Source organism: Kocuria sp. CPCC 205258, assembly GCF_040981005.1.
Lineage (GTDB): Bacteria > Actinomycetota > Actinomycetes > Actinomycetales > Micrococcaceae > Kocuria > Kocuria rosea.
This window is the reverse complement of the sequence record NZ_JAVKPS010000068.1, coordinates 1-522: the sequence shown is the minus strand read 5'-3', so window position 1 is coordinate 522 and position 522 is coordinate 1. Positions and strand designations below refer to the sequence as shown.

Sequence of the window (522 nt, the reverse complement as noted above, 5' to 3'; positions counted from 1 at the left end):
CCTGGGTGACCCGCTACCTGCAGGCCGGCGAGTCAGGGCTGGCCGACCGCCCGTCGACCCCGCGGCACAGCAGCACCCGCACCCCGGCGACGGTCGTGGAGCTCATCGAGGCCCTCCGCCGGAAGCGCAAGTGGTCGGCGCGGCGCATCCACCGCCACCTGGCCGAGCGAGCCATCGAGATCAGCCTGCGCACCGTGGGCCGGTGGCTGCACCGGTTGGGGATCTCCCGCCTGCGCGACCTCACCTCCGAGGGCGAGAACTCCCGCAGGGTCCCTGGTCGGATCCGGGCGGCGTGGCCCGGGCACATGGTCCACCTCGATGTGAAGAAGGTCGGGCGCATCCCCGAGGGCGGCGGCTGGCGCGCCCACGGCCGCGGGTCCACGGCCGCGAAGGCGGCCAAGCGCGGGCCAGGGGCCAGAGTCGGCTACACGTATCTGCACTCGGCCGTGGACGGTTTCTCCCGGCTGGCCTACACCGAGGCCCTCGCCGACGAGACGGCGACCACCACGATCGGGTTCCTCT

General features: G+C 73.8%; 1 protein-coding gene. It reads left to right on the top strand.

Features of this window, described 5'->3' with window-relative positions; all coding sequences use genetic code 11:
* Nucleotides 1-522 (top strand): helix-turn-helix domain-containing protein (locus RF644_RS18865; protein ID WP_368797672.1); only part of this gene is annotated, 522 nt, incomplete at both ends.